Source organism: Streptomyces sp. NPDC020490 (assembly GCF_044335305.1).
Lineage (GTDB): Bacteria > Actinomycetota > Actinomycetes > Streptomycetales > Streptomycetaceae > Streptomyces.
The window spans coordinates 22,762-48,204 of the sequence record NZ_JBIRUY010000049.1 but is presented as its reverse complement, the minus strand read 5'-3'; the positions used below and the strand labels follow the sequence as shown (position 1 = coordinate 48,204).

General features: G+C 71.6%; 35 protein-coding genes. 4 read left to right on the top strand and 31 right to left on the bottom strand.

Annotated features, from left to right (window positions below):
* Positions 1 to 234 precede the first annotated feature (234 nt).
* The gene (locus ACH4ZX_RS36130; protein WP_398282457.1) at positions 235 to 705 is read left to right on the top strand and encodes a hypothetical protein; all 471 of its coding nucleotides are present in this window, start codon (positions 235 to 237) and stop codon (positions 703 to 705) included.
* Between the two features lie 300 nt (positions 706 to 1,005).
* Here the strand turns inward: ACH4ZX_RS36130 and ACH4ZX_RS36125 are convergent, their stop codons facing one another.
* The 3 genes from ACH4ZX_RS36125 to mobF form a co-directional block, all read right to left on the bottom strand.
* Positions 1,006 to 2,289, bottom strand: a complete 1,284-nt coding sequence (locus ACH4ZX_RS36125) for an IS110 family transposase (protein ID WP_398282455.1) — start codon at positions 2,287 to 2,289, stop codon at positions 1,006 to 1,008.
* A 794-nt stretch (positions 2,290 to 3,083) separates the two neighbouring features.
* Positions 3,084 to 3,431, bottom strand: a complete 348-nt coding sequence (locus tag ACH4ZX_RS36120; protein WP_398282453.1) for a hypothetical protein — start codon at positions 3,429 to 3,431, stop codon at positions 3,084 to 3,086.
* The gene (mobF, locus tag ACH4ZX_RS36115) at positions 3,428 to 5,188 is read right to left on the bottom strand and encodes a MobF family relaxase (protein ID WP_398282475.1); all 1,761 of its coding nucleotides are present in this window, start codon (positions 5,186 to 5,188) and stop codon (positions 3,428 to 3,430) included. Before mobF ends, ACH4ZX_RS36120 begins: the two co-directional genes overlap by 4 nt.
* 216 nt (positions 5,189 to 5,404) lie before the next feature.
* Here mobF and ACH4ZX_RS36110 point away from each other — a divergent pair, with 216 nt between their 5' ends.
* Both ACH4ZX_RS36110 and ACH4ZX_RS36105 read left to right on the top strand, forming a co-directional pair.
* Positions 5,405 to 5,602, top strand: coding sequence for a hypothetical protein (locus tag ACH4ZX_RS36110; RefSeq protein ID WP_398282451.1), 198 nt, complete (start codon positions 5,405 to 5,407; stop codon positions 5,600 to 5,602).
* A gap of 134 nt (positions 5,603 to 5,736) precedes the next feature.
* Positions 5,737 to 5,958 (top strand): hypothetical protein, encoded by a 222-nt coding sequence (locus ACH4ZX_RS36105; RefSeq protein WP_398282449.1) that lies wholly within the window; start codon positions 5,737 to 5,739, stop codon positions 5,956 to 5,958.
* Between the two features lie 77 nt (positions 5,959 to 6,035).
* Here the strand turns inward: ACH4ZX_RS36105 and ACH4ZX_RS36100 are convergent, their stop codons facing one another.
* From ACH4ZX_RS36100 to ACH4ZX_RS36000, 21 genes are all read right to left on the bottom strand, one after another.
* Positions 6,036 to 6,968 (bottom strand): hypothetical protein, encoded by a 933-nt coding sequence (locus ACH4ZX_RS36100; protein WP_398282447.1) that lies wholly within the window; start codon positions 6,966 to 6,968, stop codon positions 6,036 to 6,038.
* Positions 6,968 to 7,927, bottom strand: coding sequence for a ParA family protein (locus ACH4ZX_RS36095; protein ID WP_398282445.1), 960 nt, complete (start codon positions 7,925 to 7,927; stop codon positions 6,968 to 6,970). The genes ACH4ZX_RS36100 and ACH4ZX_RS36095 overlap by 1 nt, the downstream gene beginning before the upstream one ends.
* A gap of 220 nt (positions 7,928 to 8,147) precedes the next feature.
* Complete coding sequence (locus ACH4ZX_RS36090) at positions 8,148 to 8,678, bottom strand: hypothetical protein (RefSeq protein ID WP_398282443.1); 531 nt, start codon at positions 8,676 to 8,678, stop codon at positions 8,148 to 8,150.
* The gene (locus ACH4ZX_RS36085) at positions 8,675 to 9,097 is read right to left on the bottom strand and encodes a hypothetical protein (protein WP_391612712.1); all 423 of its coding nucleotides are present in this window, start codon (positions 9,095 to 9,097) and stop codon (positions 8,675 to 8,677) included. Before ACH4ZX_RS36085 ends, ACH4ZX_RS36090 begins: the two co-directional genes overlap by 4 nt.
* A gap of 89 nt (positions 9,098 to 9,186) precedes the next feature.
* Positions 9,187 to 9,366, bottom strand: a complete 180-nt coding sequence (locus ACH4ZX_RS36080; RefSeq protein WP_391612711.1) for a hypothetical protein — start codon at positions 9,364 to 9,366, stop codon at positions 9,187 to 9,189.
* Positions 9,366 to 9,848 (bottom strand): hypothetical protein, encoded by a 483-nt coding sequence (locus ACH4ZX_RS36075; protein ID WP_398282441.1) that lies wholly within the window; start codon positions 9,846 to 9,848, stop codon positions 9,366 to 9,368. Before ACH4ZX_RS36075 ends, ACH4ZX_RS36080 begins: the two co-directional genes overlap by 1 nt.
* A complete protein-coding gene (locus ACH4ZX_RS36070) occupies positions 9,848 to 10,051 on the bottom strand; it encodes a hypothetical protein (protein WP_037726374.1) in 204 nt (67 codons plus the stop codon). Before ACH4ZX_RS36070 ends, ACH4ZX_RS36075 begins: the two co-directional genes overlap by 1 nt.
* A 20-nt stretch (positions 10,052 to 10,071) precedes the next feature.
* The gene (locus ACH4ZX_RS36065) at positions 10,072 to 10,362 is read right to left on the bottom strand and encodes a hypothetical protein (RefSeq protein WP_398282438.1); all 291 of its coding nucleotides are present in this window, start codon (positions 10,360 to 10,362) and stop codon (positions 10,072 to 10,074) included.
* Complete coding sequence (locus tag ACH4ZX_RS36060; protein WP_398282436.1) at positions 10,359 to 10,802, bottom strand: hypothetical protein; 444 nt, start codon at positions 10,800 to 10,802, stop codon at positions 10,359 to 10,361. Before ACH4ZX_RS36060 ends, ACH4ZX_RS36065 begins: the two co-directional genes overlap by 4 nt.
* Positions 10,799 to 11,473: a GGDEF domain-containing protein gene (locus ACH4ZX_RS36055; protein WP_398282434.1), complete on the bottom strand. Its 675-nt coding sequence runs from the start codon at positions 11,471 to 11,473 to the stop codon at positions 10,799 to 10,801. Before ACH4ZX_RS36055 ends, ACH4ZX_RS36060 begins: the two co-directional genes overlap by 4 nt.
* 90 nt (positions 11,474 to 11,563) lie before the next feature.
* Positions 11,564 to 11,866, bottom strand: a complete 303-nt coding sequence (locus ACH4ZX_RS36050; RefSeq protein WP_376650586.1) for a hypothetical protein — start codon at positions 11,864 to 11,866, stop codon at positions 11,564 to 11,566.
* A gap of 104 nt (positions 11,867 to 11,970) precedes the next feature.
* The gene (locus tag ACH4ZX_RS36045; RefSeq protein WP_039655150.1) at positions 11,971 to 12,276 is read right to left on the bottom strand and encodes a hypothetical protein; all 306 of its coding nucleotides are present in this window, start codon (positions 12,274 to 12,276) and stop codon (positions 11,971 to 11,973) included.
* A gap of 13 nt (positions 12,277 to 12,289) precedes the next feature.
* The gene (locus ACH4ZX_RS36040; protein WP_398282431.1) at positions 12,290 to 12,490 is read right to left on the bottom strand and encodes a hypothetical protein; all 201 of its coding nucleotides are present in this window, start codon (positions 12,488 to 12,490) and stop codon (positions 12,290 to 12,292) included.
* Positions 12,487 to 13,443, bottom strand: a complete 957-nt coding sequence (locus ACH4ZX_RS36035) for an AAA family ATPase (protein ID WP_398282429.1) — start codon at positions 13,441 to 13,443, stop codon at positions 12,487 to 12,489. The genes ACH4ZX_RS36040 and ACH4ZX_RS36035 overlap by 4 nt, the downstream gene beginning before the upstream one ends.
* Entirely contained in the window at positions 13,440 to 13,784 is a 345-nt protein-coding gene (locus tag ACH4ZX_RS36030) for a hypothetical protein (RefSeq protein ID WP_398282427.1), read from the bottom strand. Before ACH4ZX_RS36030 ends, ACH4ZX_RS36035 begins: the two co-directional genes overlap by 4 nt.
* Positions 13,781 to 14,290, bottom strand: a complete 510-nt coding sequence (locus ACH4ZX_RS36025; protein ID WP_398282425.1) for a hypothetical protein — start codon at positions 14,288 to 14,290, stop codon at positions 13,781 to 13,783. Before ACH4ZX_RS36025 ends, ACH4ZX_RS36030 begins: the two co-directional genes overlap by 4 nt.
* A 117-nt stretch (positions 14,291 to 14,407) precedes the next feature.
* Positions 14,408 to 14,869, bottom strand: coding sequence for an RRQRL motif-containing zinc-binding protein (locus ACH4ZX_RS36020; protein WP_398282423.1), 462 nt, complete (start codon positions 14,867 to 14,869; stop codon positions 14,408 to 14,410).
* A 195-nt stretch (positions 14,870 to 15,064) separates the two neighbouring features.
* Complete coding sequence (locus ACH4ZX_RS36015; protein WP_376650580.1) at positions 15,065 to 15,307, bottom strand: hypothetical protein; 243 nt, start codon at positions 15,305 to 15,307, stop codon at positions 15,065 to 15,067.
* Between the two features lie 110 nt (positions 15,308 to 15,417).
* Complete coding sequence (locus ACH4ZX_RS36010) at positions 15,418 to 15,672, bottom strand: hypothetical protein (RefSeq protein WP_398282421.1); 255 nt, start codon at positions 15,670 to 15,672, stop codon at positions 15,418 to 15,420.
* Positions 15,673 to 15,720: 48 nt separating this feature from the next.
* The gene (locus ACH4ZX_RS36005) at positions 15,721 to 16,512 is read right to left on the bottom strand and encodes a hypothetical protein (RefSeq protein ID WP_398282419.1); all 792 of its coding nucleotides are present in this window, start codon (positions 16,510 to 16,512) and stop codon (positions 15,721 to 15,723) included.
* Positions 16,513 to 16,553: 41 nt separating this feature from the next.
* Complete coding sequence (locus ACH4ZX_RS36000; RefSeq protein ID WP_398282417.1) at positions 16,554 to 17,048, bottom strand: hypothetical protein; 495 nt, start codon at positions 17,046 to 17,048, stop codon at positions 16,554 to 16,556.
* 224 nt (positions 17,049 to 17,272) lie between these two features.
* On the opposite strand from ACH4ZX_RS36000, the gene ACH4ZX_RS35995 reads away from it, so the two are divergent.
* On the top strand, positions 17,273 to 17,434 hold the full coding sequence (locus tag ACH4ZX_RS35995) for a hypothetical protein (RefSeq protein ID WP_171053419.1): 162 nt from the start codon (positions 17,273 to 17,275) through the stop codon (positions 17,432 to 17,434).
* Here ACH4ZX_RS35995 and ACH4ZX_RS35990 read toward each other — a convergent pair whose 3' ends face one another.
* From ACH4ZX_RS35990 to ACH4ZX_RS35960, 7 genes are all read right to left on the bottom strand, one after another.
* Complete coding sequence (locus tag ACH4ZX_RS35990; RefSeq protein WP_398282415.1) at positions 17,435 to 17,623, bottom strand: hypothetical protein; 189 nt, start codon at positions 17,621 to 17,623, stop codon at positions 17,435 to 17,437. It abuts the gene before it with no gap.
* Positions 17,624 to 17,709: 86 nt separating this feature from the next.
* Positions 17,710 to 19,848, bottom strand: a complete 2,139-nt coding sequence (locus ACH4ZX_RS35985) for a chromosome segregation protein ParM (RefSeq protein WP_398282413.1) — start codon at positions 19,846 to 19,848, stop codon at positions 17,710 to 17,712.
* Positions 19,849 to 19,931: 83 nt separating this feature from the next.
* Positions 19,932 to 20,351 carry a conjugal transfer protein TraB gene (locus ACH4ZX_RS35980; protein WP_398282411.1) on the bottom strand — a complete coding sequence of 140 codons (420 nt, stop codon included), beginning with the start codon at positions 20,349 to 20,351 and terminating at the stop codon, positions 19,932 to 19,934.
* A 21-nt stretch (positions 20,352 to 20,372) separates the two neighbouring features.
* Positions 20,373 to 22,637 (bottom strand): ATP/GTP-binding protein, encoded by a 2,265-nt coding sequence (locus tag ACH4ZX_RS35975; RefSeq protein WP_398282409.1) that lies wholly within the window; start codon positions 22,635 to 22,637, stop codon positions 20,373 to 20,375.
* Between the two features lie 129 nt (positions 22,638 to 22,766).
* Positions 22,767 to 23,075, bottom strand: a complete 309-nt coding sequence (locus ACH4ZX_RS35970; protein ID WP_398282407.1) for a hypothetical protein — start codon at positions 23,073 to 23,075, stop codon at positions 22,767 to 22,769.
* Positions 23,072 to 23,551 carry a hypothetical protein gene (locus tag ACH4ZX_RS35965; protein ID WP_398282405.1) on the bottom strand — a complete coding sequence of 160 codons (480 nt, stop codon included), beginning with the start codon at positions 23,549 to 23,551 and terminating at the stop codon, positions 23,072 to 23,074. The genes ACH4ZX_RS35970 and ACH4ZX_RS35965 overlap by 4 nt, the downstream gene beginning before the upstream one ends.
* A gap of 115 nt (positions 23,552 to 23,666) precedes the next feature.
* Entirely contained in the window at positions 23,667 to 25,388 is a 1,722-nt protein-coding gene (locus tag ACH4ZX_RS35960) for a DUF2637 domain-containing protein (RefSeq protein ID WP_398282403.1), read from the bottom strand.
* Positions 25,389 to 25,443: the final 55 nt, after the last annotated feature.

The following is a 25,443-nucleotide window of genomic DNA, read 5'->3' as shown; positions in this document are numbered from 1 at the left end:
TGCTCCTGGAGGTGGGGCGGGCCTATCCCGCCATTCACCTCGTACAGGTGTGTAATTCGGGCTCCGTGTGACGCCGGTCTGGGAAACCCCTCCGCCGTGACCGCATCGTGATCAAACCGGAGGGGGGAGAGTTCTCCCTCGTCAGGGGCCGGACTCTGTCCACAGGGCCGCGGTTCGAGGGTGGCTTCGAGGTCGCCGCGATCGGCGGGGCGACCCGTACGTGAGGAGCCGTCCATGTTCCAGAACCCCACCGCGCCGCTCGCCCCGATGACGCCGGACGCGGTGCTCAGCGCCTTCCGCTACCTGCGGGCCGTGGAGGCCGGCGACACCGAAGCAGCTGCCGGGTTCGCAAGCTCCGATCCGCGGATGCCCGAACTGCTCGCGGATGCCGCGGAGCGCATCGTCGTTCCGGTCACCGCCCTGTGCGGCATCGACCCGGATCCGTGCGACGACTCCTTCGCCCTGGAGGCCGTCGGCCGGGTCCTCGTGGCCACCCTGCGCAGCTGGGCGCAGGCCGGTCCGGACGCGGTGGAAGGCGTCGCCCGCGCGGTCATCGCCTTCGTCCGGCAGGTCCTCACCGAGGAAGAGCACGGTGAATCCGTCGCCGATGTCCTGCGCCAGATGGAAGCTGTCGGCTTCGGCCAGGCCCTCGATGCGCACCCCGCACCCGCCAGCTCGAACCCGGTGCGCCCGCCCATCGCGTAGGCGCACCGGGGAGGGCGGTGGTGCGGTGCGGTGGCGCATCGCAGGCGCACCACCGCACCGCATCACCGCACCACCGTGGTGCGGTCCACCGCATCACCGCGCCGCACCGCGCCATCGTGGTGCGGTCCACCGCATCACCGCGCCGCACCGCGCCATCGTGGTGCGCTCCATCGGCGTCGGCGCACTGCACCGGGCGGGCGCGCCACGGCCGGGCGGGCTCCCCTATCACACACCCCCTTGACCGCGACCTGATCGCCAGCCGAAACCGGCGATGTCAAGACATCTCAGGGGGCTATGAAGTCAAGCCGCGTGCTCGGTTGGGGGTGACAGGAGCGGTGCGAAGGCGTGCTGTTCGTCAAAATGCTGGCGGGTCTTGAGGCAGTGGTGGAGCTGACCGAGGAAGCGGTTCAGCAAGTGCCTTTGCGCGGCGGCATGCCAGTCACCATGCTCGCGTCGGCGCCGGTAGTGCGCGTTCGCTCCCGGTGAGGCGGTGAGGGCGGCGAAGGCCCAGAGGAAGCCAGCGTTGATGAGGCGATTGTTCTTGACGAACCGGCGTCCGACGAAACGCTTCTTGCCGGAGGCCCGGGTGATGGGGGCGGATCCGGCGTACGACTTCAGCGCCCTGGCGTCGGCGAACCGTGCCCGGTCATCGCCCAGCTCGGCGAGCACGCGGGCCCCGAGCATGGGCCCCAGGCCGGGGAAGCTGAGCAAGATCTCACTGTCGGCGTGCTGGTGAAAGGCGGCTGTGGCTGCCTCCGCGAGATCGTCTGCGGCCTGGCAGGTGGCGTCCAGCAGCTTGAGCAGGGCCAGGAGCTGGTGGCCGAAGGCGTTCTCGACACCGGAGAGCTGGTGGGCGTACTCGGCGCGGAAGACGTCCCGCAGCCGCTCGGCTTCCGCGTCGCAGCCGCGGAGGCGGCCACTGCGTTTGAGGGCAGCCCGCAGCTGGGCGAGGGTGAGCTTCGCGGCCTTGGCCGGGGTCGGTGCCAGAGTGAGGATGACGCGGGCGTCAGCCCTGGTCAGACCGCCTTGCTTGCCCTGGAAGGCCAGCAGAGCAGCAGGGTAGTACTCGCGCAGCAGCGAGCGGACCTGGTTGGCGACCTGCTGCCGTGTCCAGACGGCGTCCTGCTGTGCCCGGGCCAGGACCGTGATGGCCTGGGCGAGTTCGGAGTCGGCCGGCAGGGGCCGGTGGGCGTGCATGTCGGTGCGCAGGATGTTCGCCAAGACCAAGGCGTCGCCCGGGTCGGACTTCTTTCGGCTGACGCCGTGACGGTCGCGGTAGCGGGCGGCGGCGAGCGGGTTGATCGCGAAGACCCGACGGCTGCCGGTGCGCAGGCTCGCGACCAGGAGGCCGTGGCTGGTCTCGATGGCCACCGGTATCGGATCGTCTGGGCTGTCGCCGTGCTCGGCCAAGAGGTCCAGGAGCTTGTGGTAGCCGGCCGCGTCGTCGGCGATACGGGCTTTGGCGAGCAGAGTGCCGGCTTCGTCGACGAGGGCGACGTCGTGGTGACGCTCTGCCCAGTCGATGCCGCAGAACACGGTCAACCTATCCTCCCGAAATCGTCCATTTATGCAGGTCACGAGCACATGCGGGTCACGCGGCGCCCTAATCCAAGGACTCGTTGGTCCGCCATCTCAGTAGCCGTTCGCGACACCAGCGCACCCCAGGGGCTCGATCTTTTGCAGAGCTCACGGGCTCGCGGATGAACAAGAGGTCGACCCTGGAGCGGGCTCGCGCCGTGACGATCAACGTCCGACCAGGCCCCGCGAGTTTCGCGGTGACCACGGAGGCGCCGGGCTGCGCCGCTCTTGACAGAGGCCTCAAAGGCCCGGGGAAACGGAGGCATCAGCCCGGCGCCCGCGTCATCACCGCGAACCCCGCAACAGACAGCGATGCCGCTCTTTCAGGAGGCCTTGACGGCCAGGGGGGACCCCAGGCATTTGCTGTCCTGCGCGAGCAGCCGCCCGGGCCGTTGCATGGCTCCTGGCCGACTGCTTACGCACTGGATTAGGGGAAACGTCGCGGTAGCAGAGCTGGACAAGGGGGTGTAGCGGAGCCGGACAAGGGGGTCGCGCGCCCGGCCGCACCCGGACAAGGGGTCGGTCGGCGGGCGCACTGGTGCGGTGCTGAGCATCGGGTGCGGCGCACCGGGCGCGCGCGAGAGTGCCGGGCATCGCCGGGCGCGGCGCACCGGGGTGCGGTGGCGCACCATCGCGATGCGCACCACGGTGGAGTCCATCGTCATCCGGCGCGCCGGAGTGGAGTCCACTCAGTGGAGGCCATCGGGTGGGCTCCACTGAGTGGACTCCACCCGATGTCGTGCATCGCCATTGGATGCTGAACATCGTGGGCTCCACTCGGTGGCCAATGCCCGGCATCGTCACCACAGCCAGGCGTTGGAGTGCCGCACCCGGGACAGGGCTCGGGCATCCCGGCGCGCGGCCGCGTTGCCGATCCGGCTCTGCCGGGAGCGGGGCCTGCGCGAGTTCCCGGCGGCGAGGCGGCGCTTGGCGGCGTCCTGGAGCCGCCGGCGCTGCTTGTGCAGCTCCCTCTTCTTGGCCGCCTTCGACTTCGGTGTCCGGGGCCGCTTCCAGACCGGCTGCCACCCCACGGGCTCATCGGCCTCGGGCTCCTGGTCCTCGTCGAGCGCAGCGGCCATCTCCGCGCGGGCATCGCGGGCGCGGGCGAGGGCCTCTTCGGGGCTGGGCTGGTCTTCCGGGGTGCTCACGCGACTCCTCCTGGACTCCGGCCCGGCGGGTGCTGGACGCCGGGCTGCTGGGTGTGCGGCGGTGGGACCGCCGCCGGGGCGGACTGCGGACGCAGGCCGTGCGCGGCCTCGCGCGCCCGCCGGCTGTCCTGGATCGTGGCGGCCACCTGCGCGGCGGCGGCTTCGAGGGTCTGGCGGGTCTGCTCCACCGTGTCGACGTCGACGCCGGGCTCCGGCTCCACGAGCAGGCCGGCCTTCCGGCCGGTGTGGAACGGCCGCAGATGCGACGACCTCGAGGCGGGCACCGCGACGGCGTACGAGCGTGGGCGGGAGCCCAGGCGCTCCGCTCGCCGCGCGGCACGGACCCGGGCGGCCAGGGCGCCGGCGGCGAGGCGGGCCCGCTCGAACGGGGGCGCGGACCGCTTGCGGGTCAGCGGGCGCAGCACGGCTTGGTCCTCGGTGTCGCGGGGGTACAGGGCGCGCAGGTCGGCGGTCATCATCCGGCCGCGCCCGACGGGGCGGGTGTAGTCGTCGACGACCGCCTGCACGATCTGGTCGTCCAAGCCCGGCTCGTGAGGTCGGCCGCGCAGGACGTAGGCGAGGTGGCGGCGGGCTTCGGCGAGCAGGTGCCGGCGCTTGAATGCTCCGCGCATCACGTACACCACGGCGACGGTGTCGACGGCCGCCAGGACGACGTCGACCACCGGCCGCACCCGCGCCCACACCGCCGCGGCCGCCGCCCGCGCCCGCACGGCGAGCCGGGAGACGACGTCGACGCCGAACGCCCGGATCGCCGACTCCCTCCACCCGTCGCGCAGCTCGGTCAGCGACCCGGCCGCCGTGGGTTTCGGCGGGCGCGTCCGGTCGGCTGCCTGTCCATCCAGCGCGTACGCGGCCCGCTCCCCCGGCGGGTGTCCGTGCTCTGCCTTGTAGTCGGCCACCAGAACGGGCGCCGCGTCCGCGATCTGCTGGCGACGGGTGGATTGCCAGCCGATGAGCCGCTGGTCGATCCCGGCGACTTCCATGACCGGCCTTCTGCCGGGCGTTACCTCGCGCGGCTCCCACGCCCACCCCAGCCGGGCGGACACCTCCTCCATGAAGTACAGGGTGTAGAGAGTGCCGGCCGTGACGATGTTCTCCAGCATCGAGTCCGCCGACAGGTTCCCCCACGTCCCGTCCGGCCTCCGGGCACGGATCGACACCAGGGCATGGTCATGGAGCAGGGGCTTTCCGGCTCTCGACTCGTAGTGCCGGAACACCGCGACGATCAGCCCGTCCTTCACCGGCTTGCGGTGCTTGCCGCCGCTCCCCCAGCGGATCTCCGCGACCGAGTCCTCCAACGACGCCAGCGCCTTGTCCCGGGCGATGTCCTGGCACAGCTCCAGCACCAGGCGGTGCTCGTCATCCATGAGCGCCCACGCGATCTGCGCGGTCGACGGCGCCCGGAACACCAGGTCCATGGCCAGCCAGGGCGACCGTTCCTTGGCGTTCTCGGTCTTGGGTGACTGGTTGTGCTCGATAGGCCTGCCCAGCACGGTCGCTCGCCGGGCCTTCGCCGGGCTCATGCCCTGCGCCAGGAGCTCGCGCTCGATCCGGTCGGCGTCCGGGTGCCGGCCTTCCCCCAGGAGCAGTTCGGCCTGCCGCTCGCTCACCACGTCCCCGGCCGCAAGGCCGACCGCGGCAAGTCCCCGCCCCTTCCAGACACCTGGTGGGACACCGGCTTCGTCTTGGGCGGCACGCAGCGCTCTACCCGCAGGGCGGTGGCCGTCGCCGACCATCACGCTGCGGAAGTAGTACCGCCACCCACCCGGGCCGATCTTCTTCGCGCTGAGCATCGGGCCATGGAACACCGCCCATGACCTGCACAGAAGCGTGATCCGGGGTGCTTCCCGCCGGGCGGGAGGCCATCACCAGATCTTTACCGCCATGCCCGTCAGGCGGGCCGTCCGGTCAGCCCGAGACGGTAAGCCGTCGCCCTGTGCACAGTCCGCCACATGAATACGGAACTGCTCCACGGAGACCTCTGCCCGCTGTGCCGCCGCCCGCTCACGCTGCGCACGACCGTCGAAGTCCGCTCGAACACGCCGTACCCCACCCGGACCGACACGGTGCCCCACTGCATCAGCTGCGCCGGCGACATGACCCGCGCACAGCAGTGGGCCGACCTGATGCACGCCCGCTACGGCAGCTGACCCCGGCCGTGCGAATGCTGCGCGCCGACCACCGAGCATCACCCGCCCCGAAATCCAACTCCAACCGAGGCGGTCTTGCGGGTAGTCGACGCCGGTTGGTTGGCTGATCGCTCCGATGACCAGGAGGGGACGCCGTGGCAGCAGACGAGATCGTGGGCGAGTCGGAGCACCTGAAGTCGCTGATCATCAGCACCGCGCAGGAGCTCTGGGAGGACAAGGAGGCGCTGGGCAAGTTCCTCGCCGTGGTCCGGCGCAGCGAGGGCTTCGTGAAGCTCGCCGACACGCTGGAGCAGTCCGCCGTGCGGCCGGCCAATCCGTCGTTCTACGGGGTGCGAAGCCGGGAGTTCCAGGACTGACCACGCGTACGCCAGCGGCCCACCACCGGGGAGGTGGTGGGCCGCTGGCGTGTCCGGTGAAGCGGGTCGGCTTCGGGTCACTCCGCCTTCGGGAGCCTGATGGCTACAGCCCTGTCGATCTGCTGGAGCAGCGAGCCGATCTCCTGGATGAGTGGAGCAGCGACGTCGGGCTGTGCTTCGACGGCCCGTCGGGCCGCCGCCTTGTTGATCTTCTTCGCCGCTTCCTGGAGGGACGCGAGGGTGTTCTGCAGGCGCGCGATGTCCTTCTCGGCGAGGGGGTCGGCCTTGCTATTACTGGGCTTCCGGCCGGGCTCCCCAGTTGGGGAGTCCTTTCCGAGCGAGCTGATGTCGGGGACGTCATCGCCCTTCGACTCAGTGCCGGTCTCCCCCTCCGGCGTGGCCAGGAGTTCGCGGACCCGGCGACCGACGTCGGCGGCATCCACGTCCTTCGGGAGGAAACCGAGGTCGGTGACCACCTTCTCCACCAGTTCGCCCGTGACGCGCGGCCGGCACCGGACGATGGTGTCGTAGACCGTGATCGCCACCTTGTCGCTGGTCTGACGGCGCAGCTCGGTCATCTTCCGAACGTGGTACTCCAGCGGCTTGTGCCCAAGGTTGGCGAGCGCCTCGCCGACGCGCCATTCGTCGATGAGCCGGTAGAGCTGGGACTCGGAGATCTCCCAGTTCTCCCAGATCCACTCCGCGAAGTTGGGGTTCTCTTCGCGGTGCAGTTCGGCCGTGCTCATCGTCTCGAGCGCCTTGCCCGCGATCCAGAACGCCTGGTGCAGGTTGTCGACGCCGGCCTTGCAGACCTCGAGGTCCTGGCGCTCCTGGTCGGAGAGCTCGTCTGTGCCGTGGGGCTGGTAGGGCGCCGGGATGGAGGCAAGGGTGGTGCCGGGGAGCGGCTGGACCACGACGCTGGTTCCGGCGGCGGCGGGCAGGCCGCCACCGAAGAGACCTCCCGCCTGCTGCTGCGGGGCTTGGGTGTCGACGTCGAACAGGCCAGCCATCAGGCAACCCTCCTGTGGTGCTCGAAGATCTCGGTGGTCAACGATCGCATCTCTTTGGAGAGCGGGATGATCGTGTCGGGGACGACGTCCTCCGCCTTCGCGCGGCCGACCTTCACGTCGTACGCGCTCGCGGTGTTCGGAAGCTGTTCGGCGTACTCGCCGAACAGCAGCCCCTTCTTGCGGGCGTTGCGGGCCGGGACCTCCCGGTAGCCGACGATCGTCTCCAGGATCGGTGTGCCCTCACCCAAGGTCGCGCGGATGTCCTCGCGCACCGAGCTGTGCATCAGCGTGGCGGAGGGGTTCGAGCCGTAGAGGAAGGCCCCGGCCATCTGGAGGTAGGGGTTCACCTGCTGCTTGACGACCTTGAAGTTCTTGCTGATGCGCTCCATGCCCTTGATGGAGGACTCGTCGGAGCGGGTGGGCACGATCAGCGTGCGGGCGGCGGCGAGCACCAGCTGCTCCAGGGCGTCCTGCTCGGGTGCGCTGTCGAAGATGATCCGGTCGTACAGCGGGGCGATCGGGGCGAGGGAGCGGGCGAGGCTCAGCACGACGCCCGGCCCTTCCTGCATGAGGCGCAGCATCAGGACGTTCGCGATGTCCGCGACCCGGGGCCCGCCGGGGAGCACGTCCAGGTTGGGCCGGACCTCGCGGATCGGCTGGAGCGGAACGCGGTCGTGGATGGCCCGGTACAGGCCCTCGCCGTCCAGGGCGGTGACGCCTTGCGGTTGCACTCCGCGGCCGTAGCGCTTGATGCCGAGGTCGTCGTCGTCCTGGCCCGTCACGCAGATGAGGAGGGTGCGGTGTCCAGCGGCGGCGGATTCGCCGGCGAGGTGCGCGGCGACGGTCGACTTGCCGACGCCGCCTTTGCCGGTGCCGACGGCGGTGGCGCCTTCGGGCGGTTCGATCGCCTGTGTTGCTCCGCTGGGATTCAGCACGGGGTGCCCTTCCTCGTTGCTCATGTGTGGACCGCACCGTGCGCGGCAGTGGCATCTTGGCACACCCGGAACCCTTGCCAGGACTGGCTTGCGGGCATCACTCCCCTATTGGGGAGTCCAGGTCTGGGTGCGTGATCCATCGGGTGCTGGAGGGTGCGGAGTTGACGCGTCCAGGCCCGGAAACGCAAAAAGCCCCGCTCCCCGGCGCACGGCCGGGGAACGGGGCTTCGAGGTGGAGCGAGTGTCAGGTGGCCCAGGTCGCGGGCGCGCCTGCGTCGGGGTCAGGGATGCCGGCGGCGGTCACCGGCGCGGCCGGGTGCCGAAGTGCGGTGATCGGGATGGTGCCGGGTTCGGTGGCGGGTGCCCAGACCATGCGCCAGGTGTCGTCCCACTCGCATCCGCATCCGTGGTCCTGGTGCGGGTGTCGTAAGAAGACGCCGTGGGTGTGGACGGCTCGCGGGATGCGGGGGATGAGGACCGAGGGGTCGTCGCCCGGGTACAGATGCAGGTTCCGCCAGCCGTGGGTCCGGGCCATGTATGCAGCGGCGGCCTCGATGATGTCGGCCCACTGCTGGTGTCCGAGGACCAGGAAGCCGACCGGGTAGAGGTCATCGTCGGCCCCGCCGTCGATCCCGGCGACGAACAGGCTCTGGTGGGCGATGAACCCGTGGTCGGCCGTGCCGTCGGCGCAGGGCGTCCAGACCTGTTCGGCGGGGTGCGGGGTGCCGTCGTCGCCCTCGCTGGTCTCGATCTCGTACAGGCCGGTGGTGGTCACGCGCTCGCTCCCGTGCCGGTGTCGACCGTCGTCTTGAGGACGCGCGGCAGATGGACGTGGAGGTGTTCGACGTCGACCTGGAGGCCGCGGGCGCGGACCTCTCGGGCAAGGAGTTCGGTGAGGCCGGATGCCCTGTGCCTCCCGCCTGCGCATCCGATGGCGATGCGGCGGGGGCCGGCGGGCAGGGTCGCGTAGTCGGCGAGGTTGGCGAGCAGCTCGCGGGCGCCGGGCGTGTTGAGGACGACGTCCTGGACGCGGGGGTTGAGGCCGTCGAGGTCGAGGATGTCGCGGGCGGCGGCCGGGTCGCGGAGCCGGTCGCGGACGTCTTCGATGCGGTCGGCGGCGGGCGGGACGGGCAAGCCGTCCGGGCCGGTGGGCAGGTGCAGGTAGCCGAACGAGATCAGCCGGATCGTGCGCAAGGGAGCCTCCTGCTCGGTGATGAAGTGCGGGAACACAGGGAGCGCCGCGCCCGGCCGGGAGGGGCGAGGCGCGGCGCTCCGGGGCGGGGCTACTGGGTGGTGGTGTCGGTGACCACGAGGAACTGGTCGCTGGGCAGGTCCATCACGACCTGAGCGTTGGTGCCCTGGGCGCGCTGGGCGGCCGCGTACTCTTCGGCCGGCCAGGAGCCGCGGGGACCTCCGGCGGGGAACCGCTCCAGGACGGTCCGAGCCTGCGTCGTGGCGGCCATCAGGCATCGCCGCCGTTCACGCGCTCGTGGATGTCGATGAGGGTGGCGATGGCGTCGGGGTTGTCCGCCAGGCCGACCCACGCCCCGTACGCGGTGAAGACGGGGACCTGGTCGCGGTCGGCGTCGAAGATGACGACGTAGTCGCCGTACCTGTCGAGCACCATCTCCCGCAGGACCGGGACCAGCGCGGTGTCCAGGACCTCCAGAGCGTCGACGGTGAGCCGGGCAGGCTCGCCGGGCGCCGGCGGCTGGACCAGGGTGCCGGTCGCGCGGAGCAGGTCGCCGGGCTGTATGCCGTTCAGCAGCTCGTGGGTGATCCGTGGGTCGCGGCTGGTGCAGGTGACGATCGTGTCGGGGGCGTCGTCGTCGAGCGCGTCGATGTCGGCGGGCCGGACGACCAGGTCGAAGGTGACGGTGCCGCGCGGGCCGGGGACAGGGATCGCGTCGACCCAGCCGTCGACGGCGCAGTGCTTGGTGTCCATCAGCTGGCCTCCGCCAGGGTCTCGGTGGGGCGAGGGGAGCGGGGTCGGGTGGTGCGCTGTGCGATGTCCAGCAGCTCGCGGTTGCGCCGCTGCTGTTCGGGGGTGAGCGGGCGGGCCTTTGCGCCGTGGCGGTGCCAGAGCGGGGAGGCCGGCGGCTCGGGGTAGGCGAGGGCGTGGTCGACGTCGCGTTCGGTGCTGCTCATGGAGGTCCTCCAGGTGGAGGTCAGGCGTGGTCGCCTTGGCCCTTGGACTTGGGCTTCGGCGCGAGGTCGGAGGCGAACCGCCCGAGGCGGGCCTCAACGGGGTTGGCGGTGATCCAGTCCTCAGCGCATGCCTTGTGCACGGGCTCGCCGGAGTGGGAGCGCATGGGCGTGGGCTGGCCGCACAGCGTGCAGGGAAGGTTCTGCCAGTGGTCGAAGTGCTGGCCGTCGCGCCAGACGAGAAGCTCGCCGGGAGCCGGGATCAGGCCCGGCTCGAACGGCGCCTTCTCCTTCTTGCGTCCCGTGCGGGTCACGGCCGGAAGTCGGGCAGCTGCTGGAACACCTGCGCCACCAGGTCCGGCTTCGGCTTCCAGGCCGGGAGCGCGCCCGTGGCGGGCACGGGCAGGGCGAGCTCCTGGACGTCGTCGAGGACCAGGTGGTGCGCGCCGCGCTCCGCCCAGGGACTCGTGCACCGCTCCGGCCCCTGGTCTGGGTGGCAGCCGGTGAGGCGGGCGACGCCGATGACCGCACCCAGGTGCAGTTCGCGGCCGCGGATCGCGGTGGCGACCAGCGGGTCGCGCAGCACGGCGGGCTCCGGCTTCGTCTTCCCGGCGTGGATGAGGACCCAGCCCTCCCACGGCCAGTGCACCGGCCTGTTCTCCGGGTTCTTGCCCGCGAGGATGCACGTGGCCCACGGCTGGCGAATGGTGATGCCGCGGATCCAGTCGCCTTCGGGGAGAGTGATCACGCTCATGCGGCTCGCCCCCATACCGCGGTGCCGGGGCGCCCGGCGCGGCGGCCGTTGATGGACGGCACCGTGGTGTGCGCGAGCGAGGCGACGGCGGCGCGGCCCGAGTGCTTGCCGTCGTACAGGGCGGCGTCGGCAGCCCGCTGCAACACAGTCAGGTCGCGGGTGCCGAGGGCACCGGTGCTCGCGGCGCCGACCGAGGCGGCGACGTCGACGGTGCGGCCGTCCTCGAGGACGACGGGGGTGTGCAGCATCCGGACCAGCTGCGCGAGGCGCTGCTCCAGGCGCGCGGCGGGCACCTGGACGATGGCGGCGAACTCATCGCCTCCGAGGCGGCCGACGGACGCGCGCGGCCCCGCCCACGCGGTGAGCCGGGCGCCGAACGCTGCGAGGACGGCGTCCCCGGCCGGGTGCCCCATCGTGTCGTTCACGGCCTTGAAGTGGTCGGCGTCGACCATGACCACGGCCAGGTCGTCGCGGCGGGACAGGAGCCGGCGGGCGCGGACGGTGTAGGCGTCGCGGCGCAGCAGGCCGGTCAGCGGGTCCTTGTCCTTGCGGGCGAGCTGCTTGAGCAGCACCGTCGCGTGGACCGCCCAGCCGGTCAACGGCACGGCGGCGGTCGTCAGTAAGAGGGTGCGCTGGCCGAACCGGCCCTGAACGCGCAGGAGGGGCGACATACTTGGGTTCTCCGTCTCGTCTCGTACGGGATGGATGGGCCCGGGGCAGCCGACGAAGCCGCCAAGCAGAGCGGCTGTCCCGGGGCGGAGCTACAGCGCGAAGTCGCTGCGGCTGGTCCAGCTGACGGGGTTGTTCCAGAGGCCGGCCGTCGCGGCGGGCCACTCCATCTGCCAGCCGGGCCGAAGCCCGCGCGCTCCCCAGCTGTCCGGCTGTTTGCCGGGGATCTCGAGTCCGGCCGTGTGCGCGGCGAGCGCGGCGTCGTACACCTCGTGCGCGCGGCGCAGGGCCGCGGCGGGGGAGTCGGCGACGCCGGTGAAGACGTGCACGCCGCGCCGGGCCGGGTCGGTGGTGTCGTGTATCGGGACGTCGACCTCGTAGATCCGCAGGCGCATGACGTCCATCTCCTTCCTGACTGTCCGGGGTTGAGGGGCCACTGCGACCGCCCCGGCCTCGAGGTGCGGGGCCGGGGCGGCACAGAGTGCGCTCAACTCGCGGTTCAGCCGGCCGTCGCGATGGCGTCGCGCAGGTGGGTGCGCGCCCAGGCCAGAAGCGAGGGCTGGTCACCGCCGGGGCTGGTCAGGGCGTCGGTGAGGTAGGTGACGGCGGAGTCCAGGTCCTCGCTGGCGTCCTGCCAGTTGCCGAGGCTGGACGCTCCGAGGACGTCGCGGACTTCTTCGACCAGGTCGATGAAGGCGTTCGGGGTGTTGCCGCGCGGCGACTGGTCGCCGATGAGGGCGGCGAGGTCGGCGGCGAAGCAGTCGCGGAGCGCGGCGAAGGTGTCGGCCTTGGTCTGGGTGCTCACGGGTGCCTCCTGGTCAGTAGTCGAGCTGAATCGTGATGGGCCGCCGGGGATCACCGGCTTGGGTGTGGACGGTGCGGCGGTGCGCGGCGAGGCCGGCGGCCCCGCCCTGGATCGGCAGGTGGCAGTCCCGGCAGCCGTGCCACCACTCATCCCCGGCCGGGAGTTGGGCCGGGGTGAGCGGGTGCGGGTGCGGGCCGTCGGCGGCGCGGCTCACGCGACCGCGTCCGCGTACTGCGCCTCGAGGTCCGCGCGGCCCTCGGGGTCGTCGTCCTGGTCGTCGACGCCGTCGCCGTGGACGGTGCAGACGATGTCCGGGTCGCTGTCCATGGCGCCGGTCAGCGCCTTGTACAGGTCGGTGACCGAGTAGACCGGCGCCCACGCCTGGCCGGTGCAGTCCGCGTCGAAGGGGCAGGGCAGCAGGACGTCGAAGCCGAAGTCGCCCTCTCCGTCGACGTCGTCGCGGAACGCCAGGGTGAGGTACTGCTGCCCGAGGCGGATCTCTGCGACGCGGTCGCGGCCGGTCACCAGGTCCGAGCCCGGCCTCCACCGCCACAGCGGCAGGATCTCCGGGCCGAAGAAGCGGCGGACCAGCAGCAGATCGCCCAGGCCGTCGCTGCCGTCGCGCCCGAGGTCGGCCTCCCGGGCTTGGGAGAGCCGCTTCAGGAACGGCTCCAGGCGGTACAGGGCGTCGGCGAACACGATCGTGTTGAAGCCTTCGGCGGCCAGCCGCTGATGCGAGTGCACCATGGCCTGGTGCTGGGAGCGGACGACGTCCTCGGGCACGCGCCGGTTGTCCGGCCGCGGGCCCTGCCGCTCCAGGCAGACCGGCAGCGGCGTGGCGACGACGACCGCGACGGTCGGCATGCCGTGCCGCTTGGCAGCCATCACCAGCTCCACCCGCACGGACTGTTCGACGTTGGTCGCGTCGATCACCGTGTTGAGCTTCCGGGCCATCCGGCGCTGCAGGATCAGCTTGAGGACGTCGGCGGCATCGGCCGTGGCGTCCTGCCGACCCGGGTCGTCACTGACCACGCCCCGCAGACCATCGAGTGAGAGGACCTGTGAGGCCGGCCAGGTGCGGGCCAGCGTCGACTTGCCCGCGCCGGAGGCACCGATCAGCACGATCAGCCCGTTCTCGGGCAGGTCCGGGTACACCACCGAAGTCATGCGGCATCTCCTTGCGGGTCGAGGGAGCGGGCAGCCCAGTTCAGGCGCTGCCCGGCGTTGTCGGTGAGCAGGGCGGCGGCCTCGTGCAGGGGGCAGGAGGCGTCGCCGTCGCGGTCGGGCTCGATCTGTTCCGCCCGGCGCGCGGCGGCGGTGACCAGCTGCGCGAGCATCGGGAAGAGGCCGCCGGGGACGTCGACGTCCTCCTGGAGCTCGCGCAGGATCGCGGCGAGCTCGCGGGCGTCGACGTCGTCGGCGTTCAGGTCGTCCTCGATCTGCTGGAGGGCGAGCTGGGCGATGCCCACGGAGGCGCGCACCCGGTCCAGGCGCGTGCGGCTGGTCATCGGGTGGTCGCCTTGGTGGTGGCGACCACGGCCGCGACGGTCTCCCAGCCGTGGTGCCAGGCGGAGTCGAGGTGGAAGGCGCCGTTCATGCCGAAGTCGGCGAGCTTGTAGAAGCCGCCCTTGCCGGTGTTGGTCGCGATCTTCTCCAGCAGGCCCTTGCCCGGGACGCGTCGGTCCGCGGCGTAGTGGGTGCCGAAGGAGATGGCGAGCGCGGCCGCGGCGGCGGCCGGGTGGACCCGGATGCCGAGCGCGCGGGCGCCGGCCCCGGCGACGATGGCCTGCGTGGCCGTGTAGGTCAGGCAGTGCGTCAAGCACGCCTTACGGCCGTCGGCCGTGCCGTGGGTGGTCTTCTCCTCGGTGGCCGGGTCGACGTAGGTGACCGGGTGGTCGTCGGAGGCGCCCTTCACGCGGGCGCAGAAATCCGACTGCACCCAAAAATCGCCGATCGCGCTCCCGGCGCGGGTCAGTCCGAGAAGGGCGGCGAAGACGGCGGGACGATGCTGCATGCTGGATCTCTCCTGAGCTCGAAGGGGTGAAGGAGCGGGCGGCCGGCCTTTGCCGGTGCTGCGGCCGCCCGGTTGTGCGGGCCCCGTCCCGGCCTGGACGGTCGGGACGGGGCTGGCTCACGCGGCCAGCCGGTGAACGGCCGGGGCCGGGAGGGTCATGAGGCTGCTGGGGTCGACGGGCGTGCCGTCGAAGCACTCCAGGCAGCAGCCGAGTTTCTTCGAGAGGCAGATGTAGAACCGCCTCCCGCACTGGCCACAGGTCTGCCGAGCTGCCATCGCCTGATCGAGGGCCCACTCCTGAGCGAGCGTCGGCGTCCGTTTGGGCTTGGCCAGGTCGACGCGGAGCAGGTAGCCGCGGGTGGGGTGACGGCAGGACCACTGCGGGCGGGTCGCGCACAGCCTGCACCGCAGGATCGCGACCGGGCCCTCGTTGCCGCCGGGGCTCAGCCCCATCTCCCGTAACTGCCTGCGGGTGACCAAGCCTTCGGGCACTGTGCTGCGGTCGTACTCGGGCAGCGCCGCGTCGCTGCGCGGCACCCGGGTCACCTCGCGGCGGCGCTTCTTCCTCGGGCGCGGCATCACCTGCTCCAGGCGCCGGGCAGCCGGTCGGGGCGGTGCGGGTAGCGGGGGCCGGGACGCTGCGGGCGGGGCCAGCCGATCCGGCGGCGCGGGCGGGGGATGAGCACGAGCAGTTCCTCCAGTCGTCGGTGGACAGGCTGCGCCCCGCCGACGTCGTGCTGGGGTCGGCGGGGCGCAGCGGGTGGTGCGGCTGGGTTATGCGGCGAGGCCGTGGGCCGTGTGCGTGGGGTGCTCACCGGGCGCAGTCGGCGCGGGCGTGGTGTGGCCCGGCCGGGGTTGCTGGTCCGGCTGCTGCTGAGGGGCACCGTGCAAGTGGGTGCCGACCAGGTAGCCGATCAGCAGTCCAGTGACGCCGAAGACCTTGTGGCGGTTGACCTTCCACCAGGTCGGAGCCGGGGGCTCGGTGAGCACTCCTATGACGGTCGGGGCTTTCGCCAAGACTGGGTCTCCTTCTCTCGTAGGCGGGGTGGTGCGTGCGGCCGGGCGGCCTGTCCGGTCCTCGCCCGGCCCCGGGTGCGGGGCGGGCGAGGGCCAGGCAGGGCGTCAGGTCAGCGGGCGGTGCGGAAGCGGCGGGCGGCCCACGACCGCAGCCGGTCGAAGCGGGTCGGGTGGGTGTGCCGCCAGGCGGTGGGCCACACGCCGTGCTCGGTGGGGAAGGAGCGGGACGCGCCGCACGTGCACGTCCAGGCGTACGGCTCGGGGCGGGTGTCGTCGCGGGTCGCGGTGACCTTGGCCTTGGTGCCGTCGTGGCTCCCGTGGAAGGTGCCGACCCAGAACTCGGTCTCCTCCAGCTGCGGCTTCATCAGGTTCCCTTCGGTGCTCGGTGTGGTGCGGGACGGGGGCGGTGCTGGTCAGCGCTGGAGCGGGTGGACGTTGTCGGGACCGAGGTCGTCGCCCGCCGGGGTCGGGGCGGGGATCGTGGCGTGCAGGTGCAGTGCGGGGTTGAACTGGTAATGCGGCGGGTGGTTGTGGACGACGGGCCGAAGCGTGAGGCCGCGCAGGGCGAACATGCTGGCCAGGGCCCACATGAGGGCGGCGAGCCCGGTGGCGGCGGCGCGGCCCCCGGCCGGGGCGGCGGACCAGATCATGGCCAGGCTTCCGATCCCGAACAGCAGCCAGGCGATGCGGGCGCCGGCGTTGCCGAAGAACCCGCCGACCAGGCCGACCAGTCCGGTCAGCTGCCAGAACGCGTACAGGGCGGCCGGGGCGACGGACAGGTGCGCGGCCTGGTCGGCGAGGAAGACCCGGACGGGGTGGTCGACCGTGCCCCACAGGCCGCCACCGTCGCCGCCGCTGCTGGCCGGGACGGCGGACAGGCCCTTGAGCGTGGCGGAGGCGATGTCGCCGGCGGCGTCCAGCATCAGCACGATGAGGCTGAGCCCGCCGAACAGCGCGGCGGCCTTGATCCAGTTGGCGACCTCGTGCCAGCTGGCGTGCCGGGCCTGGAAGACCTCTTCCCACCGCTGGTAGAGGAAGCCGCCCTCCTCCCACGACTTCTTCCACGCGGCGCGCAGCCGCGCGAGCCGCCTGGTGCCGGGCTTGCCCTCCAGTTCGGGGGCCGGCGGCACGGGCGGCAACTCGTTGAGCAGGTCGAGGAAGGACGGGCTGTCCTGGCCGTTGATCGGCTTGTCGTTGTGGGGCATGGCGTGGCTGCTCCTTCTGCCGGAGGGCGGTGGTGGGCGGGTCAGCGGATCTCGTTGCGGGTGCGGGCGAAGAACGCCCCGCGCGTGGTGCTGTTGTTGTGGATCTCGGTGTGGTGGGTGACCGGACCCTCGAAGACGTTCTTGGTGACGGCCGCGCGGGCCTTGCTGATCGCGCCGCCGATGGCGGTGGCGGCCATGGCCAGGCCAGCGAACGGCAGGGTGACCATGAGGACGCCGTTCAACGTGACCGAGGACAGGCCCTGGAGCACGAGCCAGGCACCGCAGCCGATGCCGGTGATCCCGGCGCCGACGCCGATGGAGGCCACCGCGATCCCGGCCGCCCAGGCCGGGACGATCCGCCTGTCCTCCTGCTGCACGGGCGGGGTGGTGCCGAAGGCCGGCGTCTCGGTGTCGTCGCGGAACATGGTGGGGTGGTGGCGTACGGGCTTGCCCGCCCACTCATCGAGCAGACGGCGGGCTTCGGCCGCGGCCTCGGACTCGGGCATGCCGGACTGGGTGGTGTTCAGGGGGTCCATCGGGGTTCTCCGATCACGCGGGAAGGGGCGCGCCCTCCTGGCCGTGACGGCTGGGAGGGCGCGTGGGGGAGTGGCCGCGCGCAACGGCGAAGGGCGTCGCCGGAGTCGTGTCCGGCGGCGCCATTCGGCGTTGTGCAGCAGGTGAGTTGAGGCTGACGGGTGGGTAGTCACCGCACCGGCGCCCCGGGCATCCTCGATCCGACAGGCGCGGTGGAGGGAATCGGGTGGAGTTCGTCTTCGAGTGCGGATGGTGCGGCGGGGACAACTACTTCGTCGGCAAGCAGGTCGGCTTCTGGGTCGACAAGTGGGAGATCCCCTCGGAGTGGGACTGCCGCTTCTGCGACGGTCTCAACTACACGCCCGACCCGCCGTGGACCGAGGCGTAGTCAGAAGCTGGAGATCAGCCCGGCGAGCGAGACCAGGCCGCTGTTGATGACCGGGGCCAGGCCGGTCGCGGCGAGGGTGAAGCCGAACAGCGTGCAGGCCAACATGGAGCCGACGCGGACGTAGCCGCCCTTGAGCAGGACGAACACGATGATGGCCAGCAGCACGGCGGCGGAGACGGAAAGGGCCACGGCGGGGGCTCCTCCTTCGCGAGGGTCGAGGTGGGGCCGGCCGCGCTCGGGCAGGCCGGCCCCGGGATGGATGGGGTGGGGAGCAGTCAGGCGTTGTTGAGGCTCTTGATGGCCTCCAGCGCCTGGCGGGGTGAGGTGACCTGCTCGGAGCGGCTGGTGGAACTGCGCTTGCCGCCGCCGCCCTTGCCGCCTCCCCCGCCGCCGCGGCGACGGGAGCGGCCGTCGCCGTCGTCGTCCTCGTCGGGCTCGGGCCAGAACTCGCCGGGCCGCACGGGCTCGTTCCAGTCGAACCACAGGCCGCGCTTCTCCAGCTCGCTGATCTCGTGGTCGGTGAGCCGGTTGACCTCGTCGGGGAACAGCTCGGACAGGTCGGTGTCGAAGTCCGCGTACAGCGACCGCATCAGGACGGCGCGGCCATTGTCGAGGACGATGACCGCGACGCCGCCCGTGCTGACGCCGTTCTCCGGGTCGGCCTCGCCGCGCATGGCCCGCTCGATCGCGGAACCCTCGGTGCGGGAATAGCGGGCCGGGATGGTCGGCACGTCGTAGGCGTTCTCCATGGTGCCCTCCGCCGCCTTGCGGGTGGCGCCGGGCGAACCCATGTTGAAGATGACCGGCCTCGAGTTCTGCCGCAGGTTGTCCTTCATCTCGGTGGAGAACCCGTTGTGCGCGAACGGCGACTGCCCGGCCGGGTTGAAGCCGATCCCGTACTTCAGACCGGTGACCGTGAGGTCCTCGCCGTCCTTCTGGATGAACTCGCCGAAGTCCGCGTCCTGCGCCGCGGTCATGAACTCATCGCCATAGACGTTGAGCTGCCTGTACGGGCAGCGCGGGTCGCCCGGCTTGTAGTCGTGCGGCTGGCCGTCGTGCGGCCACGGCATCTCCGCCCTGATCTCGCACAGCGCCTTCGCCGCCCGCAGCGAGCGGGCCATCCACAGCGCGTTCGAGCCCTGCCGGTCGATGTACCGACCGAGCACGCTGGTCTTCTCGTCCTTGCGGACGGTGCCCAGCCACACGACCTCCCCGTCCAGGGACTGGGCGGCCATGTGGATCGCGAAGAACTGCGTCTTGCCCGACCGGGATACCCCGAGGGTCAGGCCGTGGGCCGGGGCGTTCTTGTCGTGCTGATACACCATCGTCTTCACCGGCTGGCCGGTGATGGTGTACCCGCACACGTACATGCCCTTGTCGTCCGGGGTGAGCAGCTCGCGGGTCGCCCGGAAGATCTGCGACAGCGGCGGCTCATCGAACACGCTGATCAGGAACTCGCTGCCGTCAACGAGGACGAACACGCAGGAGTCGTCCTCGGGAATCTTCAGTCCGCGGCAGACCTTGGGCAGGTCGATGCGCGGGGTCTCGGTGGAGTCGGACATCTTGGCCCGGTAGAACGTGACCCCGCGTTCGTCGTCGCGGGTCTTGTGGACCAGCTCGGAGCCGGGGGCGCCGCCCTTGGGCGAGCCGACCTTGTCCATCCAGCGCTCCTGGTCGGTGGGGGCCTTGCGGCGGCGCTGGTTGGCGTCGGGGGTGATGCGGGCCTCCATCCAGCCGGGGCCGCCCTGGCGGCCGGGCTGGACGGCGACCTCCGCCAGGACCACGTCGCTGGAGTGCACACCGAACGGCGCGGCGACCGCGGCCTCCGTGAGGCCGGTGATCGGCCGTCCGGTCTCCGTTGCGCGCAGCAGGATCGTCATGTCGTGCTGCATGCCGGTGTGCCGGGTGGCCTTGACGATGTGCGTGCGGCCAGGCATCCCGGCCTGCTCCCACAGCACCCGGGCGTCGCGGGTGAGCAGGTCGGCTCCGTCGTCCGGGACGACCGGGGACGGCTCGGGCGCTTCCGCCGGCGCCAGCTGCGGGGCCGGGGCCGCGACGGCGGGACGGTGACGGCGGCGGGTGTGCCGGGAAAACGGCATCACCACGTAGCCGGCCGCCGCCCATCCTGCGGCGAGCAGCCCGTCCAGCCAGTACGGGCCGAAGCCGCCTGTGTGCCCGGCGGCGACGTCGACGGCGGCGGCCAGGACCAGCGGGGACCAGCGCAGGATCTTGCGTCCGGCGCCGGGCTCATCGCTCTTGTAGGCGAGGAACCATGCGCCGATCCCGGCCGCGCCGGCGAGCTGCACGACCTGGTTGACGGGGCTGTCGGGGTAGACGTTGGGAGCCACGGCCAGCACGGGCGCGGCGAGGGTGTAGGCGAGGCGTTCGAGCGTGACACTGCGCGGCGTGGTCACCGAAGCTCCTTCGGGAAACGGGACGGGCGGCCCCGCGGTGTGTCGCGGAGCCGCCCGTGGCGGGGTGGGGTGGGGGAGTGGGGTCAGCGGTTGAAGAAGCCCGGCTTGGGGGTCTTCTCGCGCCGGTTGGAGCGGATGTCGTCCAGCGCCCCGTAGAGCTTGGAGTGGGTACGCCGGGTCTGGTGGGTGAGGTCGGCGGTCTCCTGGGCGGTGTCGCTCAGCTTCTTGACCTGCACGGCCGCGCCCCCGAGGGCGACCGAGACGTTGCCGGTCAGCTCCACGAACTTCGCGTCGAGTCCCGCGGTGCCGATGTCGCGGGCCACGTCCTGGGCGCGCTGGGCGTTGGCCTTGACGCTGCGCACCAGCGCCTCCAGCTCGAGGCCGGCGTCGTCCAGCGCGCCGGCGAGCGTCTTGAGCTTGGCCTGGACGGCCTTGTACCGGTTGTCGTCGTCGGCCGGGACGGGCACCGGGCTGGCGCCGCTGGGTGCGAGATCGCTGCTCATCAGCGGATTTCCTCCCTCTTCCTAGTCGTGGTGGGCGGCGGCCGACGCGTACTTCAGGCCCGCGTCTTCCTTGGCGGCCATGTCCTGGCCGTAGATGCGGGCGACCATCGCGGCCGCGAGCTTGGCGGCCTCCATGGCGAGACCGCACTCGGACGCGCACCGTTCGGCCTGCTGCCTCATCCGGGCGGCTGCGTCGGCCAGGTCCGAGATCAGTTCGGTGACCTCGGTGACGATGTTGTGGTCGCCGATCAGGTCGGCGGACATGTCCCGCAGGGCGTCGGCGACCTTGTCGAGCGCGTCCGCGAGGGCTTCGGCCTTCTCCTGGTCGGAGGCGGCCTGGATGGCGATGTTCGCCATCTCCATCAAAAACTCGTCGAACGTGATGTCCGTGCGGTGCTGGGCTGCCAGACCGCCCTGCCCGGACGGCCTGCTGACCTCCGCGCTGCTCACGCTGCTCCCTTCGGTGCTGGTGGGCCAGCTGCTGGTTGCCGGTCGGCCGACCACGGGCTGATCGCTCTCGCCGGGTGCGTCGGCCGGGTCCGGCCGGCTGGTGCCGGGGCGCTTGATGACCCCCCGCCTGACGCGCGGTTGCCTGGGCGCGCGGGGCAGGCCGGGACGGCGGGCGGCATACCAGCCGAACGGGTCGGCTTCGTCGTCGACGATCACCGCGTCCGGGATGTCCTCGCTGCTCTCCGGCTGCGGGTCGGGACGTTTCGGGCGGCCGTCGGCCCACTCCACCGTCGGGTCGGGATCCTTCACCCCGTCCCATGCCCAGCCGCGGCGCCGCCCGGCACGACCTGCACGCCTGGTGCGGCCCCGCCGACCGGCCCTGCCGGTTCCGCTGCCGGTGCGCCGACGCCGGAACCGGCGCCGCTTCTTCGAGTCGTCAGACGGTCCGTCACCGGCCTTGGAGTCCTTGCCCGGCTCATCGGACGCCGGGGCGTCCTTTGTGCCGCTGGAGGCCCCGCCAGGGCCGTCCTTGGCGTCCTTCTCGCCCTTGCCGTCGGTGCCCTTGGCCTTGGAGTCCTTGTCCTTGGTCAGGCTCACCTTCTCCGCGCCGGCCTTGCCGTCCTTGGCGTCCTTTGCGTCCGCGGCGGCCTTCGCGTCGGCACGGCGTTTGTCGAAGCGGCGATGGGCTTCCTCCGCGACGGCCTGGCCCAAGGTGGTGCGGCCCGAGTCGGCCGACGCCGCGGCTTCCCGCTTCGCCTTCCGTGCCTCGCCCCGCTCCTGCCGCTTCGCGCGGCGGGCCTCCCAGTTCTGCTGCCGGTTGGCGCGGGCCTGGTCGCGGTCCTTGGACCGGTCGGCAATGCCGGCGGCGTGCCCGGCGCTGCGCCGCTCCTGCCGCGCGGCCTGCCGGGCCCCGGCGCGCTCCTGGCGGCCGCGGGCCCGCTCCGCGCGGGCGTTGGACGCCGGGCCTTGGCCGCTGCCGTCGCCCTTCGAGCCGCCACGGCCGGAGCCGCCAGCGCCCGTCTGGGAGCCTTTCGAGCCCCCGGACGGCCCGTTACGCCCGGAACCGCCTGTACGGCCGCCAGAGCCCGCCTGCGAGCCCCTCGTGCCGCCCTTGCCGCCTGCGCTGCCACCGGCTGATCCGGACCCCGAACGCCCGGCGCTGCCGCCGGAGTTGGAGCCACGCGACCCGGGCCCCTTGGAGCCGGGACCCGAGCTGTTGCGGGACGGACCACCCCCGCCACGCGAGGACCCGCCGCCACCGCCAGCCTTCGAGCGGCCCTTGTCCGTCCCCAGGCCGGAGCCCGGCGACTTCATGCGGTCGGCGTCGGCCTTTGACCGCGCCGCCGCTTTGTCGCCCTTCGCTTTCATCATCGCCGCATGGAGCTTTCCGTTCTGCTCCATCATCGCGACTTCCTGAGCGGTGCGACCCTCCAGCAGCGCAGCCTTCCGCGCTATTTCAGCCTCACGGAAAGGCGCTTCACTTTCATGATTGACCCGCGCCCTTTCCAACCGGAATTCGAGCCAGTCACCGAGACGGTCAGCGAGCGAACGAGGCTGGGCGTATTCACCTTCCTCGTATTCGCCGTCATCTTCTCCGGTTTCCGGTGCCGTAATTCCGTCGGAGCGCAGCGCTGCCGCCGGGTCCGGAGCAGCCGGAATCGGCGGCAGTTCCATCGTGGTCTCCTCCGGGCTCTCCGGGGGAGCCGCCGGAATGTCTTCCGGCGGCGGAATGGTGTCGATGAAATCCGGGATCGGCGGCAGCGTGTAGGTGGAATCACCGCTCCACGGGCCGTGGACCAGGGTTCCACCGCCAGCATCGTCGGACTCGTCGGACACGGTGCACCTCCCTCCAGGGGGACTTGACAGACAGTGGGGTCTCGTGTGCACGCGTGTGCACGTGCACGTGTGCACGCTTTACGCGCGCGAGGCCCCGCCGGAGCCCGGCGGGGCCTTCGTGGGTGACGCTCAGTTACGCGGGCCGTGCTGCTTCAGGACGGTGTCCGCGTACTGCATGAGGTGGTCGAACAGCCGCGGGTCGCCCGCCTGCCGCTTCTCCAAGACGAGCTTGAAGAGGCGGCAGACCAGCGTGAAAGCGGCGACGACATCGCCGCGTCCGGCCTTGATTTCCCTGCTGATTTCGGACCGAGTAACGCGGAGCCAGAATTCCATCCGGCCGACTTCCCCGCGACTTTCGATCGCCTTGCGCTCTTCGTCCTGCAGCCAGCTGTTCCGCCCTTGAATGGAGCGTTCGATGCTGCTGAGGGGGCGCGTCACGCCGACTCCCTCTTACCGAGGTCGTAAATCGACGTGGGACCACCATACCCGGAATTCTGGCCCTGCGCACCCTGCTGGGGCGGATTGGGTGCGGCCTGGAGGCTCAACGGGTTCTTCTTCCGCTGCCTTTCCAGCTCCTTTTCCTTCCTTCCCTTGGCCGTATTCACCACAGCCTCGTCGTGGGCGCGGCGCTTATAGGCGCTCTTTTCCAGGCCCTCGGTGAGGTTGTTCAGGTTCTTGAGAACCTGTCCGAGGGCCTTTTCGACGGGCATCGCGCGCAGCCGGGCGTGGTACCAGCGGTCGCCCTCCACGTGCGTGTCGCGCAGGTGCACGCGGGTCTCGTGCGCGAGGGTCTCCAGGTTCTTGCCGATGTCCAGCAGGACCCGCTGAACGTCGGCCAGGTACCGGGCAGTTGCCTCCGGGCTCTGCGCGACGTCGCGCAGAGGGGAGTAGTTCGGGTCGTTTTCACTGTTCACGGCGGGGATTCCCTCCTGGTGTACTTGTGGGGGCTGTGACTGCTTCCGGCAGTCGCAGCGAGGGCCAGCCCAGTTGCGATGGGCTGGCCCTCACTGGTGTGTGCCGGACGGTGGATCAGGGGCGGTAGCCGCTGGCGAGCAGCTCGGCTGCCTCCTGGCGGTACTCCGAAGCCGTGCCGGGCGAGGTGACCGCCAGCTCGTGCTGGATGTCGGCCAGCGGCAGCCGGTCGGCGTCGCCGCCGACCACGAGGATCATCCGGGCGACCCGGCGGACCGCCCGCTCGCGCGGCTTGAGCTTCGCGACGTCCTCGGCTTCGACCGCGCGCTGCTCGATTTCGGCAGCGGCCCGCCGCGTTTCGGCAGCGGCCCTCTCGGCTTCGGCGGCTTCCTGCTTGGCGCGCGCGGCGTCGGCGAGAGCAACCTCCTGGAGGCGGTGCTCCTCAGCCTTCTTGCGGTCGGCTTCGGCAGCGGCCCGCCGCGTTTCGGCAGCGGCCCTCTCCGTTTCGGCAGCACGCCGGTCCGCTTCGGCAGCGGCCTTGCGGGCTTCGGCGATGGTCCGGGTCTCGATCGCCTGTGCCTCCGCTGCGGCGACCCGGTCGGCCTCCGCAGCTTCCTTCCGCTTCTCGGCTGCCTGCCGCTCCAGCTCCGCCGCCCGGAGGTCTGCGGCGGCCTTGGCCTCGTGCTCGTCGGCCGCCTTGCGCTCCGCCTCCGCCTCACGGGCTCGGGCTTCGGCGACCACCGCGTTGTCCAGCGCCTCCTGCTCCAGCTCAGCGGCCCGCTCTGCGGCGCTGACCTGGGCTCGGGCGTGGGCGCGGGCCTGACCGGTCTGGCCGTCGACCTCCGCCTGGACCAGCTCCACCTTGCCCTTGGCGCGCAGCCGCTCGGCTTCGGACTCCGCCTTGGCGACCTCGCTGCGCGTCTCCGCGTCCAGGCGGCGACGCTCGGCTTCCTCCGCACGCTCCTGAGCTGCCTGTTCCTGCTCATCGGGCATCGCCAGGGCCTGGTCGACGGTGTAGCCGTACGGCGCCATCTTCATCGGCAGCAGCTCATCCTCGGACGCCTTGGAGATGTCGCCCTTGTACTTGCGCTTGAGCCACTGCTCGTACGCGATGAGCTGCTGGTCGCGGCGGATCATCTCCGGGTAGGAGGTGACGCCCCACAGCCGCATCCGGCGGAAGATCCGGGCCGTCGCGACGGGGGCGAGGATCCAACGCAGCCACGGGATCGAGTCCCGTTCCTCCTGCTCAGGCCGGACAACCCGGTCGATCGCGGTGCGCCCGAGTTCGACGACCGTGATGAACAGGACCGGCACGACGCCGTGGGCGCCGGCGGCCACGTAGTCCAGCAGCTTCCAGGCGCCCTCCGGGGCGCCGGACGCGGCGTTGAGGACGACGGTCGCGGCCGTCAGCAGCCAGACCGGGTAACGGATCCAGCTGATGGGGCGCTTGAGCCAGGCCATCAGCAGGTCGACCGCGATCATCACCATGATGCCGACGTCGACGCCGACCGCGAACAGCTGGCCCTTGCCCAGCGAGCCGAAGCGGAGCTCCTTGAACGCGAACTCCGCGACGTGCTCGAAGGACAGGTACAGGCCGATGCCCGCGAGGGCGAGCGCGGCGATGACGATCGCTCCGGCCGTCCACTTCTGGGTGCCGGTCAGCTTCGCCGGGGAGCGGTCCGTTCCGGTTCCGCTTTCCGTCTCCGAAACGAACTCCGGCGCGTCCGAAACGGTGCCGGGCGTCCGCGAAACCGGCTGAGGTGTTCCCGAAACGGCGGCCGGTGAAGCCGTGTCGGGGTCGGGTTCAGCCGCGGTGCGCGGCCAGTCGGTGAGCGTCATGTGGGGCCTCCGAGGGGGCGTTCAGGGCGTGCGCGAAACGGCGGGGGCTGCTCCC

Coding starts and splice junctions, on each gene's coding strand:
- ACH4ZX_RS36130 (WP_398282457.1), top strand. CDS start 235: ATGTTCCAGAACCCCACCGCGCCGCTCGCCCCGATGACGCCGGACGCG.
- mobF (WP_398282475.1), bottom strand. CDS start 5,188: ATGGTCGGCGACGGCCACCGCCCTGCGGGTAGAGCGCTGCGTGCCGCC.
- ACH4ZX_RS36110 (WP_398282451.1), top strand. CDS start 5,405: ATGAATACGGAACTGCTCCACGGAGACCTCTGCCCGCTGTGCCGCCGC.
- ACH4ZX_RS36100 (WP_398282447.1), bottom strand. CDS start 6,968: ATGGCTGGCCTGTTCGACGTCGACACCCAAGCCCCGCAGCAGCAGGCG.
- ACH4ZX_RS36095 (WP_398282445.1), bottom strand. CDS start 7,927: ATGAGCAACGAGGAAGGGCACCCCGTGCTGAATCCCAGCGGAGCAACA.
- ACH4ZX_RS36080 (WP_391612711.1), bottom strand. CDS start 9,366: ATGGCCGCCACGACGCAGGCTCGGACCGTCCTGGAGCGGTTCCCCGCC.
- ACH4ZX_RS36075 (WP_398282441.1), bottom strand. CDS start 9,848: ATGGACACCAAGCACTGCGCCGTCGACGGCTGGGTCGACGCGATCCCT.
- ACH4ZX_RS36070 (WP_037726374.1), bottom strand. CDS start 10,051: ATGAGCAGCACCGAACGCGACGTCGACCACGCCCTCGCCTACCCCGAG.
- ACH4ZX_RS36060 (WP_398282436.1), bottom strand. CDS start 10,802: ATGAGCGTGATCACTCTCCCCGAAGGCGACTGGATCCGCGGCATCACC.
- ACH4ZX_RS36055 (WP_398282434.1), bottom strand. CDS start 11,473: ATGTCGCCCCTCCTGCGCGTTCAGGGCCGGTTCGGCCAGCGCACCCTC.
- ACH4ZX_RS36050 (WP_376650586.1), bottom strand. CDS start 11,866: ATGCGCCTGCGGATCTACGAGGTCGACGTCCCGATACACGACACCACC.
- ACH4ZX_RS36035 (WP_398282429.1), bottom strand. CDS start 13,443: ATGACTTCGGTGGTGTACCCGGACCTGCCCGAGAACGGGCTGATCGTG.
- ACH4ZX_RS36030 (WP_398282427.1), bottom strand. CDS start 13,784: ATGACCAGCCGCACGCGCCTGGACCGGGTGCGCGCCTCCGTGGGCATC.
- ACH4ZX_RS36025 (WP_398282425.1), bottom strand. CDS start 14,290: ATGCAGCATCGTCCCGCCGTCTTCGCCGCCCTTCTCGGACTGACCCGC.
- ACH4ZX_RS36020 (WP_398282423.1), bottom strand. CDS start 14,869: ATGCCGCGCCCGAGGAAGAAGCGCCGCCGCGAGGTGACCCGGGTGCCG.
- ACH4ZX_RS36010 (WP_398282421.1), bottom strand. CDS start 15,672: ATGAAGCCGCAGCTGGAGGAGACCGAGTTCTGGGTCGGCACCTTCCAC.
- ACH4ZX_RS36005 (WP_398282419.1), bottom strand. CDS start 16,512: ATGCCCCACAACGACAAGCCGATCAACGGCCAGGACAGCCCGTCCTTC.
- ACH4ZX_RS36000 (WP_398282417.1), bottom strand. CDS start 17,048: ATGGACCCCCTGAACACCACCCAGTCCGGCATGCCCGAGTCCGAGGCC.
- ACH4ZX_RS35980 (WP_398282411.1), bottom strand. CDS start 20,351: ATGAGCAGCGATCTCGCACCCAGCGGCGCCAGCCCGGTGCCCGTCCCG.
- ACH4ZX_RS35960 (WP_398282403.1), bottom strand. CDS start 25,388: ATGACGCTCACCGACTGGCCGCGCACCGCGGCTGAACCCGACCCCGAC.